Raw genomic sequence first — 19,510 nt, 5'->3', positions numbered from 1 at the left:
GTTGGAATACATCGGCTTGAATCTATACCTTCGTGTTGCAAAGGGAGGGTACGATGCCTGAGCCTAAATGGTCACGATATCCGCAGGTTTCTGAGAACTCTCAAGGATGCTTATGGCTTTCGTTGCTCGACAATCTTGGCCGTTCGCCCGCTACCATAGACGCCTATGCCAGAGGTCTGGAACAGTATCTGTTTTTTTGTGAGGCAGCAGGTGTTGCTCCTGAGGCAGCAACTTTGAGTCATGTTTCACTATTTGTAAGGTATTTACGTGGAGAAGACGTTCCTTTCCTATCCACTCGCGCTGCTGTGAGCAATGCTACGCTTCATCAGCGCCTGTCCGCCGTCCGACTTTGGTATGATCATTTGGTCTTTGAAGGAATCAAACATCGAAATCCGGTGCCGCGAGGGCAGGCGGTTGTAGGGCGCGGCCCACTCTCGGAGCATGTCGGGTTCAGGTATGGTTTGGTACGTCGTTCCAAATTACTGCCATATTTGCCATCTGACGAAGAATGGGCTCGCTTGCAAGAAATAGTCGCACAGGAAACAGTCAGAAATCGCCTCATGTTCGCCTTGGCCTACTATGGCGCACTGCGCCGAGAAGAGTTAGTAGGTTTGAGGGTGTCGGATATTGACCCTGCGAGACGTCTCCTCACTATTCGGGCTGAGACGAGTAAAAGTGCACACGCTCGAGTGGTTTGTTACTCAGCAGTGATTTGTCCTGTGTTGGCAGTGTATTTACATCGTCGACGCGGTGCGACAACCCATTCAGGTGCCTTGTTTCTGTCTGAGTCAGATCGAAACTTTCGACAGCCCATAACGAAGTGGTCATGGAGCAAAACTGTCAGACGTCTTGCCCTTCAAGCCGGCATACCGGCGTTCAGTACTCATACCTTGAGACATCTGAGACTGACGCACTTGGCCCGGTCAGGCTGGCGTCTGCACGATATCGCAACGTATGCCGGACACCGCAATGTTCAAAGTACGACACTTTATATCCATCTATCTGGTGAAGATCTTCTCCGTAAAATCGCACACTCGGTCGAACAGATGGATATGAATCTTGGTAACAGGGTCTTCGGAGGATAGAACAGTGGCCGAATATCAGGTTTCTCACATCCAGCCCGAATACAAATTCCACATTAATCTCGATGAATACGACAGACGGGCGACATTGTCTGCAGACGAATTAAAAGTTGTCAGACGTTGGAAAGAAGAAAATCTTGTTATTACGAAACGGCAGGCTCCGCGTCTTCATAAGCCTCTGACGGACATCCTGTATCGCAGCAATCTCGACCGCGCTAACAGCCATCGTGCTTTGAAGTATTTGCTTCTGACGGTCGCACACCAGGAAAAACCCTACTGGGGGTGGAGTGAAGACCTGTGGGTTGAGATTATCAATAATAGTCCTGTTCTGAAAAAAACCGGAATGGTACCGCAGTTGATTGCAGTCGCTTATCTTCTGTGTGGTTTTCGAAGCGTGTACAAAATTCAACGCAATGTGGCGACGGCTGTCGTTGCCCGATTGGTTTTTGGAGCGGAGATTGTTGATACAGAATGTGAGCGTCTGTTCTCGGCCCTAACCCGTGTCGGCTTCGTCTGTCAGACCGTTCGGCCCCTCGTACCATCAGTATTTGCTGCAGTTGCATTACAAGGCGAGAATCCAAAACTTGAAAGTTTTGATAGGAAGATACTGGAACATACACGAGAGTGTTACACAGGAAATCATATCGCCAAGCGGATTGGAATATTGTCAAACGGTTTGGCCGCAATGGGGCTTACATCGAAGGTTATTCATTTCCAGGCATACCAACCTCGTCATGGAACTGAAACTGATAATATCAATCCTGAGTGGATGACATGGTGCCGACGTTGGTTGGAAACAACAACGTTGCGAGAAGGGTCGAGGCGAGCAGTTTACAACACTCTGACCCGTATCGGAATCTGGTTGGGTCGCGAGCATCCTGAGGTCACAGGACCAGAGCAATGGACGGTATCGGTATGTGCCGACTATCTCGCCGCCGTCGACAGGTTACGTATTGGCGATTGGGGCGGTTCCACCTTTGATTATCGTCTGATCCCAACAGTTGGCCAGCCTCTACAGGCTCCAACGAAAGTTGCTTATTATCAGGTTATGCGTCGGTTTTTATCTGATATTCAGAGTTGGGAATGGGCGCAGCTCCGGTGTAATCCGCGATATCATCTCTCGACACCGAAGAATATTGCGAAATATCTTGGCGTAAATCCCAGGACCATAGATGATGCTTCTTGGCTGAAACTGACCTGGGCCAGCTTCAACATTGAACCAGACGATCTTTCTCCTGACTGTTTCTATCCATTCGCCCTGTTGCAGGCAATCGCCGTGGTGTGGACACATGCAGGCCTTCGGAGCAATGAGATCGCCCGACTTCGGGTCGGCTGCACGCGCGAGCAATCAGAGGATGTGGTTGATCAGTCTGGCAACGTCGTTCCGGCAGGGCAGGTCTGCTGGCTTGATGTTCCGGAAGGCAAAACTTCGGTTGCGTATACCAAACCGGTCGGCCATGCTGTTCATAAGTACATTACGGCCTGGATGAAAAAACGAGCGTCACCCCGCAAACATCTTGATCGGAGAACCGGTGAACATGTGCATTTTCTCTTTCAACTTCGAAACAGGCCAATCGCGAAGGAAGTTTTAAATCAGACTGTTATCCCGCTTTTGTGCAAAAAGGCTGGTATTCCGATTGAGGACAGTAAAGGCCGTATTACAAGTCACCGTGGACGGGCTTCAGCCGTTTCTATGCTGGCCAGTGTTCCGCAAGGAATGACAATATTCGATTTGGCAAAATGGTGCGGCCATACGTCCGTTCAATCGACGATGAGCTATGTTCGGTCGAAACCTACGCAATTGGCGAGTGCGTTTGCCAAGGCGGATCAGGCGGCGCGGATGATCGAAATTGTTATTGATAATGAGGTTATTGCGGCAGGCGCAACGAAGGATGGAGCACCCTGGAAGTATTACGATTTAGGTGATTCTTACTGTAGCAATGCGTTTTGGAGCACTTGTCCGCATCGCATGGCATGCGCACGCTGTTATTTCAACATTCCGAAGCCAAGCGCCAAGGGCGTTGTCCTGGCCGCTCAACAAGCAGCTAATCGTTTACTGGAAGAGGTCTGGTTAAGTCCAGAGGAACGGGATGCTGTGTCCGGAGACGTTGAAGCGTTGGAGGGAATGTTAAACAAGCTTCGAGATAAGCCAGCGCTGGATGGCCGAAGGCCTGGCGAAATTTCGGCAACATGTGGTTCCCAAGTGTCTTCTCCATTCACAGAATCAGAATGACCAGTGCCGTGGTTGGAGAACAATGCCAAACGGAAGCGCTGGCTGGCCTCGTGGAGCGGGTGACGTTCCACAATGCCGAGAACGGTTTCTGTGTCCTGCGCGTGAAGGTGCGTGGCCAGCGCGATCTGGTCACCGTCGTCGGCCATGCCGCCATGATCTCGGCGGGCGAGTTCGTGCAGATGTCTGGGCGCTGGTTCAACGATCATACCCACGGCCTCCAGTTCAAGGCGGAGTTCCTCAAGGCCAGCCCGCCGACCACGATCGAGGGCATCGAGCGTTATCTCGGTTCTGGCATGATCCGGGGTATCGGACCCGTCTATGCGAAAAAGCTGGTGAAAGCGTTCGGCGAGGCGGTGTTCGACCTGATCGAGCAGGAACCGCATCGCCTGCGGGAAGTGACGGGCATCGGTCCCAAGCGGGCCGAACGGATTGTCGGTGGCTGGGCGGACCAGAAGGTGATCCGCGAGATCATGCTGTTCCTGCATAGCAACGGCGTCGGCACCTCGCGGGCCGTGCGGATATTCAAGACTTACGGGCAGGACGCGGTCCAACTGATCAGCGAAAATCCCTATAGGCTGGCGAAGGATATCCGGGGGATCGGCTTCAAGACCGCCGACCAGATCGCCCGTAAGATGGGGATCGCGCCTGACGCGATGATCCGGGTGCGGGCCGGGATATCCTACGCGCTTGGTGAAGCGATGGATGAAGGGCATTGCGGCCTGCCTGTGGGAGAGTTGCTGACCAGTACCGCCGAACTGCTGGAGGTCGCCACTCCTCTGATCGAGACGGCCCTCGCGCTGGAACTGGAAGCGGGCGACGTGGTGGCAGACAGCGTGGGCGATACGGGCTGTATCTTCCTGACTGGTCTCTATCGTGCCGAGCAGAGCATCGCCGAGCGGTTGCGCGCCTGTGCCATTGGCCGTCCACCCTGGCCTGACATCGACGCTGAAAAGGCCATGACTTGGGTGGAAGGCAAGACCGGACTTGCCATGGCGCCCAGCCAGCAGGAAGCGGTGCGCCTTGCACTGCGTAGCAAGGTGCTGGTGATCACGGGTGGTCCTGGCGTGGGCAAGACCACGCTGGTCAACGCCATTCTGAAGATCGTGACTGCCAAGGGCACAGACGTGCAACTTTGCGCGCCGACCGGCCGGGCGGCGAAGCGCCTGTCGGAAAGCACGGGGCTGGAAGGCAAGACCATCCATAGACTGCTGGAGACGGATCCGGGCAATGGCAGTTTCAAACGGGACGATACCAACCCGCTGACCTGCGACCTGCTGGTTGTGGACGAGGCCAGCATGGTCGACGTGCTGCTGATGCGCTCCCTGCTGCGCGCGTTACCTGACAGCGCGGCTCTGCTGATCGTCGGCGACGTGGACCAGTTGCCTTCTGTCGGACCGGGGCAGGTGCTGGCCGATATCATTGGCTCCGATGCTGTCCCTGTGGTGCGCCTGACCGAGGTGTTCCGCCAGGCGGCACAGAGCCGGATCATCACCAACGCGCACCGGATCAACGAAGGGAAGATGCCGGAGCTGAGCGCGGAAGAGGGATCGGATTTCTATTTCGTGGAGGCGGCTGAGCCCGAGGTCGGACTGCGCAAGTTGCTGGCCGTGGTGAAGGACCGCATCCCGGCGCGGTTCGGGCTGGACCCGGTCCGCGACGTGCAGGTGCTCTGCCCGATGAACCGGGGTGGGCTGGGCGCACGGTCGCTGAATATCGAGTTGCAGCAGGCGCTGAACCCGGCAGGCGACGTGAAGGTCGAGCGGTTCGGCTGGACCTACGGTCCCGGCGACAAGGTGATGCAGATCGCCAACGATTATGACCGGGACGTCTTCAACGGGGATCTCGGCGTTATCGACAAGATCGATGTGGAAGAGGGCGAACTGACGGTCTTATTCGATGGACGGGAGGTCGTTTACGGCTTCGGCGAGTTGGACGAACTGGTGCTGGCCTACGCGACGACCATTCACAAGAGCCAGGGCTCGGAATATCCGGTAGTGGTCATCCCGCTGGTGACGCAGCATTATACGATGCTGGCGCGGAACCTGCTTTATACCGGTGTTACACGGGGGCGGAAGCTCGTCGTGCTGGTCGGGCAGAAGAAGGCTCTGGCCATAGCTGTGCGAAATCAGGGCGGAAGGCTACGTTGGTCAAAACTGAGAGACTGGCTGGTGGGTACGTCAGGTACAGGTCATCTATCCCGCCTAAAGAAACCTTAAAATTGCTTTTTTGAGGTTGTGAAATTGTATTCCACATAAACGCCTTTCGGGCGGCGACCGTGCGCAACATCCTTGATTTTCCGGCGTCCTTCGATCCTCCGGCCTGCATCGTGACGCTGGACCGGAACTATCGTTCCACGAAACCCATTCTGGATGCGGCCAACGCCGTCATCGGCGAAGCAGCCGAACGGTTCACCAAGGATCTGTGGACCGAACGGGCCTCGGATGAAAAGCCACGACTGGTTACCATCTGGGACGATACCGCCCAGGCCAACTACATCGCGGATCGGGTGCTGGAAAAGCGTGAAGCCGGAACACCGATGAAGCAGCAGGCCGTGCTGTTCCGGGCTTCGCACCATAGCGGCACGCTGGAGGTGGAACTGACAAGGCGCAACATCCCGTTCGTGAAGTTCGGCGGCCTGAAGTTTCTCGACAGCGCCCATGTGAAGGACGTGCTGGCGCTGCTGCGCTTTGCTCAGAACCCGCGCGACCGCATTGCGGGCTTTCGGGTCCTGCAGCTTCTGCCGGGCGTGGGGCCGGGTTCGGCCCGGCGCGTGCTGGATACGATGGGTGAGAATGCCCATCCCTTCGAGGCGTTGAAGGATATCAAAGCCCCACAGCGCAGTGGCGAGGCCTGGTCGGGTTTCGTGAATATGCTGACAGCCCTTGGCAGTCATCAGGTCGGCTGGCCGGGCGAGATCGCGGCTGTGCGGTACTGGTATGAGCCGCATCTGGAGCGGCTGCATGAGGACGCCTCCACCCGTCTGGCCGATCTGGTGCAGCTTGAGCAGATCGCCGGGGGGTATCCGTCACGAGAGAAGTTCCTGACCGAACTGACGCTGGACCCGCCAGATGCCACATCCGATCAGGCTGGCGTGCCGTTGCTGGATGAAGACTATCTGATCCTCTCGACCATTCATTCCGCCAAGGGGCAGGAATGGAAGAACGTGTTCGTCATGAACGCCGTCGACGGCTGCATTCCGTCCGATCTGGCGACGGGCGAACAGGACGACATCGAAGAGGAACGCCGGCTGCTCTATGTTGCCATGACGCGGGCGAAGGACAGTCTCGATATCATGGTGCCGCAGCGCTTCTATGTGCATGGCCAGCACAGCCGGGACGACCGGCATGTCTATGCCTCGCGGACACGTTTCATTGATCGGGACATGCTGCCTTTGTTCGAAGCCGTGTCATGGCCTGTCGTAAAACCGGAAGAGCAGGCTCGGCAGGAAGCCGTGAAATCCGTAAGGATCGATATGGCAGCCAGATTACGCGGCATGTGGTCGTAAGGGAGCAACGCGGATGTGTAATCTCTATTCCATGACCTCGAACCCGCAGGCGATCCGGGAGATCGCAAAAGTTCTTGAGGATCGCACGGGCAATCTCCAGCCATTGCCCGAGATTTACCCGAACACGATGGCGCCGATTGTGCGGAATAGCGAGAATGGCCGTGAACTGGTCATGGCGCGCTGGGGCATGCCGACACCGCCCGGTTACCTCAAGCGGCATAAGGTCGATCGCGGCGTCACCAATATCCGCAATCCGACCTCGACATGGTGGAAACGCTGGGAAGACATGCAACATCGCTGTCTGGTGCCGCTGACGGCGTTCTCGGAACCGGAGCGTCTGCCTGACGGGAAATCGCGGCCGGTGTGGTTTGCCCGCAGCGACGGAGAACCACTGGCTTTCTTTGCCGGGATCTGGTGCCGGTGGACGTCCGTGCGGAAACTGGCTGACGGGGAAACGACGGACGACCTGTTCGGGTTTCTGACCACCGAGGCAAACCAGGAAGTGGGCGCGATCCATCCGAAGGCCATGCCGGTCATTCTGACACAACCGGGCGAACTGGATGTGTGGATGAACGCCCCAGCGGCAGAGGCTCTGCGGCTTCAGCGACCTCTGCCGAATGGCGTGCTTGCTCGTGTCGAATCCCAGCCTCTTTCAGAATAAGGGAGGAGAGACAGACTCCCCCCTCTTATCAGAAGAGTATCTAGGTTTTTACAGGTGGATCTTCAGATTGCGAGCGTACGTTTGATGACGTCGCAATAGGCGTCCATGAAGCGTTTTGAGAGAGCGGCGTCCGGAACAAACATATCGAAGACGTGGTAGGCACCGGGCACAACGAAGACTTCGACGGGAACGCCTGCGGCCATCAGGCGGGTGGCGTAATCGAGGTCTTCGCAGAGAAACAGGTCCATGGAGCCGACCCCGATGAAGGTGGGCGGCAGTCCGGCGAGGTTCGTTGCGCGTCCGGCGGCTGCGTAGTCCGGGGTTTTGTCGCCGCCGGCCGCGTCCCCGAGGTAGCACTGCCAGGCGTATTTGTTGGCCGAACGGGTCCAGACATATTCACCGAATGCCGGGGCAGGATCGCGTTTTATTGCCGTGCGGTCATCGAGCATCGGGTAGATAAGGATCTGGCAGGCGAGTTTGTATTCGCCGCGATCGCGGGCCATCAGGGCGAGAGCCGCGCTGAGGCCGCCCCCCGCGCTTTCTCCAGCGACAACGACTTTATCGCGGTTGATACCCAAGCGGGCTGCGTTTTCGTTTACCCATTTGAGGACAGCGTAACAGTCTTCGATGGCGCCGGGATATTTCACTTCCGGGGCAAGACGATAATCGACCGAGAAGATGTGCATGCCGAGACGGTTGGCGAGGATCTGGCATTTTGGATCGTCCACTTCCGGGTGGCCAGAGATAAGACCGCCGCCGTGAATGTATACCATGGCGGGCGCATTGGGGGCGGCTTTGCGGGGGCTGTAGACGAGGACGCGCACGTCTGGCGCCTTGTTGAGACCGGGGACGTATTCTTCCCGTGTATCGACATCCGGCGAAGGTCTGCCTTCCATGAGCCGGACAGAAGTAAGGAAGATTTCGCGCACTTCCGGCAGTGAACGATCCGAAAGACCGTCGAAAGACGGCATTTTCGCCAGAACGGGCAGAAATTCCGGATTTACGACATTCTTTGGCATGACTTGATAACTCCTTTTGCGGATCGCCCCGCCAGGGGTCTGTGATCCATGGCGGAGATGATGTTCATGCCGGTTAGGAGGATGGCTATGATCTGAATCACTCTAAAGCCAGAATAAATCAATATAGGATATTTATAAATTCAATTATATATATTATTTATATGATTAATTAACATTGTAAATTCAGGAATTATGACTTCCCTAAACGTATTGATTTTATTTATTATTATATATTATTATTCTTTATGCTTATATATGCGGTTTTTGTTTGGTTAGACGCTTTTCGTCAGATTGTTTACTTTCGGCATGGACCGGTTGCTCGGTGACGGATAGGGTAGCATGTCTTCAAAGTCAGGGTGCATTACTTTGAGGACACGAGTTTGTTTCAGACCCCCCTTGAATAAAGGGGAAATGGCGCTGAAAAATGGCGAGATCTGGCGGCAACGGGGGCGGGGATAAACTGAAGGTCGGCTTTGGGGCATCGTTACGCGAAAGCCGCCGGTCTGCAAAAGCGGTGAGAGAGGGGCCTTCGGCTAACCTTGGTCGGTGTGGTCGCGCTTGAAATGAATCTCTCGCCGCCCTTGCACGCGCTTGAAAATCGCTCTGGTAGCGGCCTGATGTAGGATGCGTATCCACATGATTAATGTATCTAGGTTCGGGTAGAATTCTAGCGCATCGTCGAAATTATATTGAGGCATCATGATTTCTGAATCTTCAGACACTCTGAATGTGCTGAGCACAAGGCGCATACGATCGACATCCGTGTGAGCAATGACTTTGTTACGCCTCTCCTTCAGCCGCTCGTGGAGAGTCAACTGCTCGGTGGTAGCCGTGATGCCCAACGTCTCCAGCGTGAGCTTTGGTAGCCCATTTGAGTAGGAAAATGGTCGCCAGTATGCGACGACAGCGGCGTCCTCAAAGCATCGTAGGCGCCGACGCTCGATCCGCGAAATCGGTTCATCAGGACTGACCTCTGAAACGAAGTCGAGCGCGCTGAGGGCCATTTGGAAGTCAGCCATCGCCTGTATGATGCGGATATCGCCCGCTGAAAAATCTGCTTCATCCATTTTAAGAATTTAGGTAGTGAAGCATGCGACTATCTCCGATCGCTCTCTCGACGCTGCCGACATCTTTATAGCCACCTCGATGGCAAGTGGAATTTGTAATGGTCATGTCTGCTATACGGAAAGCGATTTGACCAACTGTATGACCGACATGAAGGCGAAAGCAGTCTGTCATCCGGGCGTGTGTCGGCATTTCTTTTCGTATTATGCTATGAGAACAAAAGGTGACATTTCTCAGGACCGCATGTTGTGCCGATCCGCCCCGAACTCAAATGGCTTTACCCTCTCGATTGGTCACAGATCAGCCGACACGTAAGGTTTGAACGAGCGCAGGGACGTTGTCAGGTCTGTGGCCGTCCGCATGGCCAGCGGATCCGGGTGGTGGCTTCTGGTCGCTGGTTCGATGTGGACACGGGAAACTGGCGGGACACCAAAGGGCGTAAGACTGATGGACCGGATCTCATTGACCTGATCGAGGTGCGCGAAACCCGGGTGGTGCTGGCCGCTGCACATCTGGATCATGACCCGCGCAACAACCGGTTAAGCAATCTGCGTGCCCTCTGCCAGCGCTGCCATCTTGTGCACGATCGCGTCTGGCACGCACTGCAACGTCGGCTGACATGGAAATCCCGCTATGCGTTGGGAGATCTGTTTGAGGGACCGTATCGTCCCGGAATCCTCGGTATCCTTACGCAAGCTGCGTCAGGGACTGTAACGGACGGATGATTATTTCCTGTCGTTGGCGGGCCTGCCCGAGCAACGTCAAATGTGGCGGGATTTACCAGCAATAACGGTATGCCTGCTTGTAGGGTGAAACAGACAGGCAGTTTTCGCCTACACTCAAGACGTAAAAGCGTAGAAAAGCATTTTCCGAGAGCGGACATTTTCCTGCTTGAACGACTTTGTCTGAAGAGTGGCATTGATAATTACTTCAATAAATTCGACAGAAAGCACTAGGAAAATAGTTTTGTAACTTATTCTCTCGAACTCAGTTAAAGCTTGCTGCTGAACGAAGAGAACGTGATGACCCCGCCTCGTACTGCCACAGTCGTTGCTGACGAAACTCCTGCTATTCCAGGGCTCAATCGGGCTCTGTTCGCCTTATGCGCTCTCAATTTTTTCATGGCGGACGTCCAGGCCGGGATAGGGCCCTTTCTGGGCGTTTTTCTTCAGCGTCACGGCTGGCAGACGGGGCCGATCGGAACCGTCATGACCGTGGGTGGAGTTGCCGGAATGCTCGCCACCATTCCCGCGGGCGCGCTGATTGATCACACCACGAAAAAGCGGTTGCTTGTCATTGTGGCCGCGTTCTGCACGATTTCCGCTTCTCTTCTTCTCCTGAGTTCGCAATCCGTGGCCGTTGTGACAGTCAGTCAGCTTGCAACCGCTTTGGCCGGAGCCGGAATCGGCCCTCTGATGGCGGCCATAACGCTCGGGATCGTGCGCCAGAAAGGCTTCAACATACAGATCGGCCGTAACCAGGCCTGGAACCACGCTGGCAATATGGCCGGGGCCGGACTGTCCGGCTGGCTGGGATGGCAGTTTGGCCTCTCAGCGATTTTCTTTCTTGAAGTGGCCTTCGGTCTGTTCGCCATTTCTGCGGTGCTCCTGATCCCCGAAAAATCCATAGATCATAAGGCTGCACGCGGACTGGACGATAAACCCGCTGACGATGAGGGAACGGCCGAGGGGTTACGATCCTTTCTGCGACACAAGCCTCTTCTCATTCTCGCGAGTTGTCTGTGTTTCTTCCATCTCGGAAACGCCGCGATGCTCCCGCTGTATGGCATGGCGGTCGTCAGTGCAGGCAAAGGCAATCCAGCCATGTTCACGGCGATGACCGTGATGGTCGCACAGGCTGTGATGATCATCGTGAGCCTGCTGGCCATACGTTTCGTCAGGGACCGTGGTTACTGGATCGTCCTACTGATATCGTTTGCCGCCCTACCGCTGCGTGGTTTGATCGCGGGAAGCTTCATCCAGCATTGGGGGGTGTGGCCGGTGCAGATCCTCGATGGGATCGGTGCGGGGCTTCAGAGTGTCGCCGTGCCGGGTCTGGTGGCCAGACTGCTGAACGGAACCGGACGGATCAATATCGGACAGGGCGTCGTCATGACGGCGCAGGGCATTGGAGCAAGCCTTTCTCCGGCGCTGGGAGGGTGGCTTGCCGAAGATCTGGGATATCCCGTGGCGTTCTATACTCTGGGCTGCTTTGCAATCGTATCGCTCGGGCTCTGGATAGGTTCGGCATCGACCCTGCGATCTGCCGATCAGGTGTCGGCATGACCTTTCACCAGGAGGCGATCTGGACGATCGCTGTTCTGGCGACGGCCGGTGTTATTCTCCGACCGTTCCGGACCCCGGAGTGGATATGGGCCGTCATAGGGGCCGCAGCTCTTGTGCTGGTGGGGTTGATCCCTCTGACAATGGCGGAGGCCGGCCTTCTGAAAGGTGGCGATGTTTATCTGTTTCTGATCGGCATGATGCTGCTCAGTGAAACGGCGCGTGCAAACGGGCTGTTCGACTGGATAGCCACCTGGGCCGTCAATCATGCCGCAGGTTCAATGGCAAAGCTGTTCACACTGGTCTATCTGGCCGGTGTCGTGGTGACGACGTTCATGTCCAACGATGCGACGGCTGTTGTGCTGACTCCCGCCGTGTTCGCGGCAGCAAAAAAGGCAAAAGCTGATCCCCTTCCGCCGTTGTTTGCCTGTGCACTCGTCGCCAATGCGGCAAGCTTTGTCCTGCCCGTCTCCAACCCGGCGAACCTGGTTCTGTATGACGGCGCACTCCCCGCGCTGGGATCATGGATGAGGTCATTCGCGCTACCATCGCTCCTGGCAATCATGACGACCTATCTGGTTTTGCGCCTCATGGAACGGTCACACCTGCGTCAGGACTGCGCCTCACAGGTTGCAGCCACCCCATTAACACTGGGCGGCAAGGCGGCTTTTGTCGGCATCGTCCTGACCGCGCTTCTGCTTGTCACAGTGTCCGCATTTGATCTGTCTCTCGGCCTGCCAACAGCACTTGCTGGCATTGGAACAGGTTTGGGCGTGTCGGTGCTGGCGCGACGATCACCGATTGCGCTCATGCGGGATATTTCATGGGGCGTTCTCCCGCTGGTCGGCGGCCTGTTCGTTCTGGTGGCCGCCGTTGAAAGTACTGGAGTGGTCGGGGTGCTTGCCCGCCTGCTTCAGCACGCCGCCAAAAGCGATCCTGTCACTGCTGCCTGGGGAGCTGGCGCTCTTTTGGCCTTTATCTCCAATATTATGAACAACCTGCCTGCCGGCTTGATTGCCAGTGAGACAGTGGCGCAGGCGCATGTCCCGCGACTGGTGATCGATCACCTGTTGATCGGTGTGGATCTTGGCCCAAACCTGTCCGTGACGGGATCTCTGGCCACAATCCTCTGGTTGCAGGTGATCCGTCGAGAAGGCGAAGAGGTCGGGTTTTTGCAATTTCTCAGGCTTGGTGCCGTGGCCATGCCCGTTGCGCTCTTCACGGCACTCGGTGCGCGACTGTTGATCGGGTAAACGATACTCGCAGCCGGTTGCCAGTCTCAGAGTTGTCCGTGGATCAGATTTATTGTCCGACGAACTCTATGAATAGATGTGCTTGCTGTCTGTTAAATGAATTCTGCCCTAGGGAAAACGTGGCTGTAGAGGTTTCGCTGAGTTCGAACGAATTACTGTCAGTTTTTCTCCACTATTTGCCGATAGCGGACACTCCGCATTCCCCCCATTGCTGTCCATATCTCGGCCTGCTTCCGGATGATCTGTTCCTGACGTTCTGCAATTTCGTCCATCCGGGAAACCGCCTTCCCGATAGCGCGACTCAAGTCATCGAACGCTCGCAAGCCCGCCTCAAGATCGGCAGTCGTCTGGTTTTCATTCATGCCAGATCCTCCAGCCAGTTCTCGACCTTCAGCCCTCTGATGCGGCTAAACTCGCGAATGTTGTTCGTCACCAAAGTTACTTTGAGAGTGTATGCATGGGCCGCGATCAGCAGATCATTCATGCCGATTATCTGCCCTGCCGCTTCGAGTTCGGCACGAATGCCGCCGTATTCGCCATCAGCCGGAATATCGAGCGGCAATATTGGTACAAAAGCCAGCACGCTTTCGACGCGGGCCAGGAGTTTCGCGGAGCCTTTTTTGGCGCATCCGTATCGCAGCTCCGCCGCCACGATGATGCTGGTGCAGAGATCTCCGGGATCGAGATGTTCGATGCGTTGCGCGGCAGGTCCTGATGGATTGCGGACAAGATCGCTGATGATGTTGGTATCGAGAAGATAGGCGTTCACAGGATGTCTTCCGGTCTGGCGGCGACATCGTGAACGTCGGGAAAATCGTCCTCGGGAGCCAGCGGCGGTTCTGTGCGCCATGCAGCGAGGAGTTCGTTCAGTGTAGATGGTGCCTTGACGGGCTCAAGAACCAGCCTGTCACCGTCGCGGCGGATAAGCACGCGGTCTCCCGGCAGTTCAAATTCGACCGGAATGCGTACTGCCTGACTGCGATTATTCCGGAAGAGTTTGACTTCACGGGGCCGTGGATGGGTTTCAGGGACTGGCATGGGGGGCTCCTGATTGTATATCCCATATTGTATATGTCTTGGGGGAGGAAATCAAGGTTTTGATTGTCTCGGCGGGTGCGGGCAGAGCGGGGTGCGGATTAAATCCAAAGGGAGGAGATTCGTCAGCCTTTCCAGTCATCCTGCGGACACCGTTCGCTACTTCCGACGAAGCTGCCTCTGCTTTCGCAATCACGGCCTGAGAAGTGAAACTATATAAATTGCGCCAGCATATACGGCGCCGGGGTCAGGACCAGTGCACACACAACGGCGCGCAATCGTCTGTCTGCATCCGGCGTCAGGATTGCGAAGCCCGCTTCAAGATTGAACAGCATCCAGATCAGCAACAATCCGACGCGGTACCAGCCGGGAACCGATTCATACGCCCGCGCAGCAGCCGGGACTTCATTTAATACCGCTATGATGAGGACGGCCTGCCCAATCATAAGCGGCGTGACGATTGAGATCGCGCGGCGTGTCGCTGTTCGCGCAGGGTCAAAGACGGGTCCAACGATTTCCTGCAGTATCGGATCCGCTGTTTTGGCATCAGTCATCGGATATACCTCTGTCTGCAGACACAATGATATAGTGTCGGTCGTATTGCTGGCGGTCGTCATTCAGTTTTTAGTCTTTACTTGCTGATCACCATGAACGAACGTCTTGCGACCGCAAAGGGCTGACGAAGAGGAAAGTTTTCTCTGCCCTGTGAAGCGCCAGACGAAGCGGCCGAGGCGAACAAACAGATAAGCGGCCACGGTCATGCTGAGCAGAACGCCCCACGCACCGAGGATAGTGTAAAACCGGAAAGCTGCACGAAACTGATCAGGGTGCATGGCCATCTGACACAGGTTGAACTGCTCTTTGGTCGCCGAGTCACGGTGAGGCACTGACAGGGGCACAGACGGTAAAGGAAGAGGCCTGGTCCAGGCCCGGCACGCCTCGACAAAAGCCATCGTTCCGTCCCGCATCTGTTGGCTCACTGGCCCCTCGGGCGTATCGATCGTCGGCCGGTTCAGAGGCGCTGGTCCGACGGATGGGCCTGCCATGGCTGTTGCGCAGGGCACGGGCGTCGCCACGAGGATGAGGACTGCCGGAAAGGAAGCGCGGAGCTGCATCACATCGTGCTCCTGGGCGCAGGGTGAGTCGGCGTGAGGCCGTAACCCCATGCCGGGGTCATATCTGTCCGGCGTATGCGTCCGCGCTGCGAAAGCGTTGACCGGACGGCGGTATAGCCGGAGTGAGCCCGTCGGATGACCGCGCATTCGCCTGGTGTGCGTCTGTGCAGCAGCGCGGTGAGGCGGTTATGAGATGTCATGAAGAAGATCTCCTGCTTGTGCGAGGAGATCAGTGTCGGCCACCATCATGCGACCAGTGATAAGAAAATGCGCGGAAAACGTCTTGGCCGGTCGCTGATTCGTCAGGCAGCAGGCCTCGCGGCAACGACCGCACGCTCGCTACCCGCTATCTTTCAGCTACCCGCTATCCGTATGGTGGCGCTTGTGTGAAGCCGCCCTCAGGCCGTGCGCCGAGCGCGGGTCTTTTTCGCGGGAGCGGCTGCCGTATCCGCAGCGGCGGCGCCTTTGGCCGGTGATTTCGTGGATGTTCTGACTGACGCCCTGGTCGACGCTTTCTTTGTCCTGGTCGCAGGTTTTGGTGGCGCAACACGCGCCTTCAGCACGGGGGACGCCTTGAAACGAACGGTCCGTCCGGCCTCGACCTGGACCGTTTCCAGAGTGCGGGGATTCAATGCCGAGCGCGCCGGGGTGTCTTTCACCCGAAACGTGCCGAAGCCGGGCAGGGTAAAGCTGCCGGTTTTCTCCAGCTCGGAGACAAGCGCCTCAATCAGATCCTCGGCTGCCTTACCGGCCGCAACGCCTGTGCTTCCCATGCTGTCCTGCAGCACCGCTGCGATGAACGCCTTGCTCATATTGGTGTCGTATCCTCTTTCGGACGGCATTGACGCGGGTGTCGGCCGACACCTCGAAATGCCACAGAAATAGTCTGCCCGTCATCAGGGCGCGGTTTGTGGTCGCATCATCGGCGTGTCCCGTCTGTGATCGATGGATTGACGAGGGTCTCATGAACCACATTGGCCAGTCGTTTTCTGAATCGAAAACAGGCACGACGCTGCATGTGCTGATCGATTATGAAAACGTGCAGCCGGACATTCTGGCCCTGTGCGCTCGTGATGACGTCCGGGTTCACGTCTTCGTCGGTGCATTGCAGACAAAGATCAGCATCGATCTGGCGCAGGCCATACAGGGGCTGGGTTCCCGCGCTTCTTACGTGCGCATCAGCGGAAACGGTCCGAACGCTCTGGACTTCCATGTGGCGTATTCTGTCGGACATCTCTCTGCACTGGATCCCGACGCACGCTTTCTGATCGTCTCGAAAGATACGGGTTTCGATCCGCTGATCCTGCATCTGTGCGAGAAGGGGATTGTCTGCGAAAGGGTTCCGTCTCCGCCAGAGAAACCTGTGGCGCCCGAAAAAAAGAGCGTGCCGCAAAATGGCTCTGAGGAACGCGTCAAGAAACTCGTGGCGTGTCTGCGACGTCAGGGGGCAGCGAAACCGAAGCGCCGGAAGTCGTTGCAGGCAGAAATCCTTTGCCTTTTTGGAAAGCAGCTCGACACAGGAGGAGCAGGCGCGCTCATTGACGAGATGCAGAGGCGAGGGATCGTCTCGTTCAACGGAGACAAGATTGTGTACGCCCTGCCGAAGACGGCCGCGTAATGCGCCGTGGCATGATGTCTGCTCCTGCGGCCTCTGCAAATCGCGACACGAGCGCCGGGCATATGACGGATGGTTCCGATCTTTCACGTGGCAGTCGCATGATTCCCGGCCACGCAGGTAGTCCCGAACAAGGAGACATTCATGCCTGTCGCCCATGCCGTTCCATGTCGTTTCGTAAAGACCACACGATGCTGACGGTTCAGCATATCCTGATGGAAGAGGGCTTCCGTACAGCGGTCCAGCTCAGACCACCCATGACGCCGGATCGAAATGAGGGGCTTTCCTGGATCGTCCGGGAGGGTTCCGGACCACTTCCCTATGAAGGCTTCTCCGGATGGTGGGCGACGGTGGATTATCCACGCGATGCGCGTGGCCGGATCCTGCTTGGTGGCGCAGCGTTTAGATTGCATTACGGGCGGTATCGCACCAGGCGGCCGATTGTGGTCGGTGCAGTTGCATGGTGCGGGGCGGTTGGTGTGGATCTGTGGCAGGCGGTGAAGACGCTCGTCGAGCAGGGTCGAGAGTCTGGCCAGATCAGCCCGCCTCTCGACGCCCTGCCGTTGCCTCTCGGTCTGGTGGCGCCTGTCGACGCGCCTTGGCTCGCCACCATTATTTCGTCATTTGTGCAGGGTATGGATTACGCGCGGCTGACCCCGCTGCCGCGTATCGTGCATGAGCTTGCCGCCGTTCTGTTTGCCGAGGCTCCGGTTCTGGCGGGGCAGATGTATCCACCCGCGTCACGATTTCCGCTGCCGCTGTTCTGAAAAGGAGATGGCCCTTTGCGTTATACTTCCGGCGTCGTCGCCGTTCTACTCGTTGCCGCGTCTTTCTCCGCCAGCCCAGCCGAGGCCCAGTCGTCCGTCATCGGCAGCCCGGTGACGCCGGCAGGCGGCCGTGCGGCGGGCAAGATGCCCACGACATTCGCGCCCCTTGCGCAGTCCATGGCGCAGCTGCTCGATGATGGCTTCCAGATCGTATCGCTTACCGGTGAAGATGGTGAAATGGTGGTTCTGCGCAAGGCGTTGCCCGGGCAGCCGGGAAGCAAATGGGTTCGATGCGAGCTGGCTGGTGGCGGTCAGTCAAAACTGATTTACAGCCGGTCGGTCTCATCGGATTGCCGTGCGCTGAACTGATGACTCTCATCCCCTCTGGTTCCGGCCGGGACTTCGGTCTTTAACTGTATCTGATTTGTTATAAGGACGTCTGATTTATGGCGAAGAAGCCTGCGCCGGCGATTGAGCCCGAGGACTGGTCTGACGAAGAGGCAGGTTTTCTCCCGCCACCTGAACCACCGACGCCGGTGCGGGATCCGAAGGATCTGCGCCCACACACCCGCCAGCTCACAGATATTCTGCGTGCCAAATTCCCGAAACGGTGGGTGGGCGTTGAGATTGGCACGCTGCCGCTTCGTTGCGAGGATGACCTGTTCTCGGATTTCATCAATCTTGGTGATGGCCTTGGAGTGCGTCTGGACTACGATCCCAATGAACCGGATCGGGTTCTCTGGATCAGCGCTGGCAACCGTGATTTCGGCGGCGAACCTGTCGACTTCCCCCGCGACAATGATGCCTGCCGGGGACTGATGCTCACCGACGAGGAAACGACCGAGCTGCTCGACTACCTCGAAGAAGAAATGACCGGCTGAACATCGCGGGACTTCCTGGCAGGGCGGGCGAGTTCGATGCGCCGCCATGCTTCCGCCAGCGACCCCTGAGAATCATTGCGCCCGAGACTGCCCAGCAGGGTCTCCAGCGCCGATAGCGAGAGGGTGCGGCTTGCCAGTGCCGGCGACAGGATTGCGGATCCTGCCATTACGACGTGGTTAAAAACCTGAATCGCCGGATCCACGAGACGGACCAGCGCATACACAGCCCGACAATGGCCGGCGTTCTGGATCAGTGGACTGTAGATCAGGCGAGGTGGCGCGTCGGCGTCTTCCCCGGCGAAACGCTGGCGCCATCTTTCGTCTTCCGGGTGCCCGGTCAGTTCGCCGCCATAGCGCTTCGTTTCCACGACATGGATGCCGGTTACGCTGAGAAACAGGTGGTCGATCTGGGTGGTCCGCTCATTTTGAGCGGGCAGGATGACATCATGGAGGACGGGAAGCCCGCTGCGGTTGAGAATGTCAGAGACGGCGTTCTCGCCCTTGTCACCCTGAATCCCCGCCCGGAAGGACCGCCAGACCGCCTGTTCATGGGGCGTGAGGCGGGGATGTCCGGGGTTTCTAACGCCGCGTCGGCGTAATCTCACCATGAAGCCCACCTGCTCTTGTTACGAATGTCTCCTGCTCTGGCTTAGCTGACAATCATGCGACCCGCCTGGTGGGGGGTAGAAGTAACGAAAATGGCCGCGTTGGGGGGAGAGCGGAAGGTCTGGTGTGGAGCAACTAAAGGCATTTCCAGTCGTGCAGGCCCATTTTTTAGGAATCAACAGCGCAAACTCATTGAACCCTGTCTCGGTGAGTGCAAGTCGGACTGCGTTTCAGATCGCGAACGTGGGGCTCAATTCTTCTTCAGTGGAAAGACCAAGGCTTCGTAGCCAACCTGATCGAGCGTGCAGTCGACTAGCTCCAGAAAGCTCGTCTTGGTTAACCCGAGCTGCCGCGCCATCTGCCCGAGCAGAGGATCACCAATTGTCTTGTG

General features: G+C 57.0%; 21 protein-coding genes and 1 pseudogene. 13 read left to right on the top strand and 9 right to left on the bottom strand.

From position 1 onward, the window contains the following. Positions 1-53 precede the first annotated feature (53 nt). From GXY01S_RS17135 to GXY01S_RS09980, 5 genes are read left to right on the top strand one after another with little or no spacing between them, the layout of a single operon-like run. Positions 54-1,085, top strand: coding sequence for a tyrosine-type recombinase/integrase (locus GXY01S_RS17135; protein ID WP_081500010.1), 1,032 nt, complete (start codon positions 54-56; stop codon positions 1,083-1,085). A 4-nt stretch (positions 1,086-1,089) separates the two neighbouring features. Next, on the top strand, positions 1,090-3,315 hold the full coding sequence (locus GXY01S_RS17130) for a site-specific integrase (protein WP_082770821.1): 2,226 nt from the start codon (positions 1,090-1,092) through the stop codon (positions 3,313-3,315). Then, positions 3,312-5,531 (top strand): SF1B family DNA helicase RecD2, encoded by a 2,220-nt coding sequence (gene recD2 / locus GXY01S_RS09990; protein ID WP_061274666.1) that lies wholly within the window; start codon positions 3,312-3,314, stop codon positions 5,529-5,531. Before GXY01S_RS17130 ends, recD2 begins: the two co-directional genes overlap by 4 nt. Positions 5,532-5,590: 59 nt before the next feature. After that, positions 5,591-6,820, top strand: coding sequence for an ATP-dependent helicase (locus GXY01S_RS09985; protein WP_082770820.1), 1,230 nt, complete (start codon positions 5,591-5,593; stop codon positions 6,818-6,820). 13 nt (positions 6,821-6,833) lie between these two features. Next, on the top strand, positions 6,834-7,481 hold the full coding sequence (locus GXY01S_RS09980; RefSeq protein ID WP_061274664.1) for an SOS response-associated peptidase: 648 nt from the start codon (positions 6,834-6,836) through the stop codon (positions 7,479-7,481). Between the two features lie 62 nt (positions 7,482-7,543). Here the strand turns inward: GXY01S_RS09980 and GXY01S_RS09975 are convergent, their stop codons facing one another. Together GXY01S_RS09975 and GXY01S_RS09970 are read right to left on the bottom strand one after the other, a co-directional pair. Next, complete coding sequence (locus tag GXY01S_RS09975; protein WP_061274662.1) at positions 7,544-8,500, bottom strand: alpha/beta hydrolase; 957 nt, start codon at positions 8,498-8,500, stop codon at positions 7,544-7,546. Positions 8,501-9,033: 533 nt separating this feature from the next. Continuing rightward, positions 9,034-9,567, bottom strand: a complete 534-nt coding sequence (locus GXY01S_RS09970; protein ID WP_006117365.1) for a hypothetical protein — start codon at positions 9,565-9,567, stop codon at positions 9,034-9,036. Between the two features lie 378 nt (positions 9,568-9,945). On the opposite strand from GXY01S_RS09970, the gene GXY01S_RS17125 reads away from it, so the two are divergent. The 3 genes from GXY01S_RS17125 (at position 9,946) to GXY01S_RS09955 (ending at position 13,100) form a co-directional block, all read left to right on the top strand. Further along, entirely contained in the window at positions 9,946-10,290 is a 345-nt protein-coding gene (locus GXY01S_RS17125; RefSeq protein ID WP_255210409.1) for a hypothetical protein, read from the top strand. A gap of 273 nt (positions 10,291-10,563) precedes the next feature. Continuing rightward, complete coding sequence (locus GXY01S_RS09960; protein WP_061274659.1) at positions 10,564-11,850, top strand: MFS transporter; 1,287 nt, start codon at positions 10,564-10,566, stop codon at positions 11,848-11,850. Next, positions 11,847-13,100, top strand: coding sequence for an arsenic transporter (locus GXY01S_RS09955; protein ID WP_061274657.1), 1,254 nt, complete (start codon positions 11,847-11,849; stop codon positions 13,098-13,100). Before GXY01S_RS09960 ends, GXY01S_RS09955 begins: the two co-directional genes overlap by 4 nt. Positions 13,101-13,258: 158 nt before the next feature. Here GXY01S_RS09955 and GXY01S_RS09950 read toward each other — a convergent pair whose 3' ends face one another. The 5 genes from GXY01S_RS09950 to GXY01S_RS09930 form a co-directional block, all read right to left on the bottom strand. Next, positions 13,259-13,462, bottom strand: a complete 204-nt coding sequence (locus GXY01S_RS09950; RefSeq protein ID WP_061274654.1) for a hypothetical protein — start codon at positions 13,460-13,462, stop codon at positions 13,259-13,261. Further along, positions 13,459-13,869, bottom strand: coding sequence for a type II toxin-antitoxin system VapC family toxin (locus tag GXY01S_RS09945; protein WP_061274652.1), 411 nt, complete (start codon positions 13,867-13,869; stop codon positions 13,459-13,461). Before GXY01S_RS09945 ends, GXY01S_RS09950 begins: the two co-directional genes overlap by 4 nt. Beyond that, positions 13,866-14,138, bottom strand: coding sequence for an antitoxin (locus GXY01S_RS17120; protein WP_082770818.1), 273 nt, complete (start codon positions 14,136-14,138; stop codon positions 13,866-13,868). The genes GXY01S_RS09945 and GXY01S_RS17120 overlap by 4 nt, the downstream gene beginning before the upstream one ends. 209 nt (positions 14,139-14,347) lie before the next feature. Next, on the bottom strand, positions 14,348-14,689 hold the full coding sequence (locus GXY01S_RS09935; protein ID WP_146222800.1) for a hypothetical protein: 342 nt from the start codon (positions 14,687-14,689) through the stop codon (positions 14,348-14,350). A 63-nt stretch (positions 14,690-14,752) separates the two neighbouring features. Further along, entirely contained in the window at positions 14,753-15,088 is a 336-nt protein-coding gene (locus tag GXY01S_RS09930) for a hypothetical protein (RefSeq protein WP_146222799.1), read from the bottom strand. Between the two features lie 360 nt (positions 15,089-15,448). On the opposite strand from GXY01S_RS09930, the gene GXY01S_RS18125 reads away from it, so the two are divergent. Continuing rightward, on the top strand, positions 15,449-15,640 hold the full coding sequence (locus GXY01S_RS18125; protein WP_110570456.1) for a hypothetical protein: 192 nt from the start codon (positions 15,449-15,451) through the stop codon (positions 15,638-15,640). A 155-nt stretch (positions 15,641-15,795) separates the two neighbouring features. On the opposite strand, the pseudogene GXY01S_RS18945 reads toward GXY01S_RS18125, so the two are convergent. After that, positions 15,796-16,062: pseudogene (locus tag GXY01S_RS18945) on the bottom strand (HU family DNA-binding protein); the annotation flags it as partial. A 152-nt stretch (positions 16,063-16,214) separates the two neighbouring features. Here GXY01S_RS18945 and GXY01S_RS09920 point away from each other — a divergent pair. From GXY01S_RS09920 to GXY01S_RS09905, 4 genes are all read left to right on the top strand, one after another. Then, a complete protein-coding gene (locus GXY01S_RS09920; RefSeq protein ID WP_061274645.1) occupies positions 16,215-16,868 on the top strand; it encodes a PIN domain-containing protein in 654 nt (217 codons plus the stop codon). Between the two features lie 347 nt (positions 16,869-17,215). Then, positions 17,216-17,632 (top strand): hypothetical protein, encoded by a 417-nt coding sequence (locus tag GXY01S_RS09915; protein ID WP_146222798.1) that lies wholly within the window; start codon positions 17,216-17,218, stop codon positions 17,630-17,632. A gap of 15 nt (positions 17,633-17,647) precedes the next feature. Next, the gene (locus GXY01S_RS09910; protein ID WP_061274641.1) at positions 17,648-18,001 is read left to right on the top strand and encodes a hypothetical protein; all 354 of its coding nucleotides are present in this window, start codon (positions 17,648-17,650) and stop codon (positions 17,999-18,001) included. Positions 18,002-18,078: 77 nt separating this feature from the next. After that, complete coding sequence (locus GXY01S_RS09905; protein WP_061274639.1) at positions 18,079-18,513, top strand: hypothetical protein; 435 nt, start codon at positions 18,079-18,081, stop codon at positions 18,511-18,513. On the opposite strand, the gene GXY01S_RS17110 is transcribed toward GXY01S_RS09905, so the two are convergent. Then, on the bottom strand, positions 18,486-19,121 hold the full coding sequence (locus tag GXY01S_RS17110) for a nuclease-related domain-containing protein (RefSeq protein ID WP_082770816.1): 636 nt from the start codon (positions 19,119-19,121) through the stop codon (positions 18,486-18,488). The genes GXY01S_RS09905 and GXY01S_RS17110 overlap by 28 nt on opposite strands. Positions 19,122-19,510: the final 389 nt, after the last annotated feature.

The sequence above is a fragment of the Komagataeibacter xylinus NBRC 15237 genome (assembly GCF_001571345.1).
In the GTDB taxonomy this organism is placed as follows: domain Bacteria; phylum Pseudomonadota; class Alphaproteobacteria; order Acetobacterales; family Acetobacteraceae; genus Komagataeibacter; species Komagataeibacter xylinus.
Note: the sequence above shows the minus strand (reverse complement) of the source record. Positions and strands in the feature narration are given on the sequence as shown.